2 protein-coding genes are annotated in these 1,475 nt (G+C 62.6%); both read left to right on the forward strand.

The genetic code is table 11. From position 1 onward, the window contains the following. The coding region (locus tag JSE7799_RS16140) for a transposase (RefSeq protein WP_186201982.1) at window positions 1-221 on the forward strand (221 nt) is incomplete at its 5' end. Between the two features lie 917 nt (window positions 222-1,138). Next, window positions 1,139-1,475 (forward strand): transposase (locus JSE7799_RS16145; protein WP_186201983.1); only part of this gene is annotated, 337 nt, incomplete at its 3' end.

The following is a 1,475-nucleotide window of genomic DNA, read 5'->3' on the forward strand; positions in this document are numbered from 1 at the left end:
GCTGCGCCTACTGGATTTGGTGGAAGCTCCGCGCGGCTTGCCCAAAACGTTCACCGTGGCGCCGCGCCCAGTTCGACACGCTGCGGCTGCATCTCGTCAAGCTGGCCGCAACCATCGTCGAGAAGAAGACCCGGATCATCGTGACCCTGCCGGCTTCGTGTCCCCGAAAGGGACTTCTCCTCCTTCTCTTCGACGCCCTCGCCCCACCGAAAACAGCCTGACGCAAGCGCCCCGACAAACCCAGAAACATCAACCCGTATCACCCAAGACCCAAGTCACCGGCCGGCCTGCCAACCGGACGCAAACACCGGGTGCGCGCAAGAAAACCGAGACCGGGGAAACCATCCCACGGAGCACAAGTCCGCAGCTTCATGAATTATGCGGGTTAGCTAAAACCGTTCTGAAATTGGTGGCGGACAACTCCTCATGGCCGTCCCGGAACCTACGATCAGGGTGAGTTGGCGGCCGGAAGGCGAGGTCGCGCGCAGCGAGATGAGGTAATTCTGCTTCGTAACTCGCAATGCGCGTTCCTCTGGTCGCGAAGTTCGAGACCTTGCCTTCCCTGCTGATTTGATCCGCCACCCTTCCGGGTGGTTTCTCGAAGATCCTGGTTTAGACCCTGAACGAAACGCAGACTGCCGTCGAGCAAGCACGAGCCGGAGGAGACTGTCGGCAAGCTTTCGTGAGGCAGGAATTGTGCTGGCGCCGGGGGAGGCGGGGGAGGCTCAGTGCATTTCGACGGACCGGTGGCGTCGAATAGACCTTTTGGCACTGACGGAATGGATGCGGCGGGCTGAGGGTTGATCTGACTCGGCGCGTGAAGGCGCCGACAAGGAGAATGTCCGGCTGCTCTGCGCGGCCCCGGATCCGGCGGCGGACAAGCCGATTTCGCAGGAGGTGGACGTTGGCAGTGGCCGGTCGCTGTACGGCGGCATTGCCTCAACTGACGCGGGTCGCAAGGTGCCGTGCGGAGCCGATGATGGGCAGGCGCTAGCCGGGAACACTGTCGCTCCGGCGAAGTGGTGCAGCTAGCCCGGATAATTCACGAGAAGGCGGCGGAGGTGGCGTAACCGTCGGAAACTATGTATTTTTTGGTTATCGACGCCAAAGATTCAGATTTCAGCAGGACGACCTCCGCCTGACCCAGTCTACGTGCTCCACGCCCCGCCTGTCACCCCTTAACGGTAAGCCGATCCTGCTCGGGTTTGACGGCGCCGACATGAGCTCCGACGCCGGCCTGACCCTGCTGCGCGAGATCGAGCGCAGGGCGGGTCTGGCGCAGCGGCTCGCAGATTGCCTGCGCGATCCGCGTGACCCGGCGAAAGTTCAGCATAGCCTGAGCGACATCATCCGGTTCCGGATCATGATGATCGGGGCGGGATACGAAGACGGCAACGACGCGGCGGCCCTGCGGAACGATCCCAGCTTCAGGATCGCGCTGGAGCGTGGCCCGGAAACAGGGCCGGCCTTGTGTT

Source organism: Jannaschia seosinensis, assembly GCF_001408515.1.
GTDB lineage: Bacteria > Pseudomonadota > Alphaproteobacteria > Rhodobacterales > Rhodobacteraceae > Jannaschia > Jannaschia seosinensis.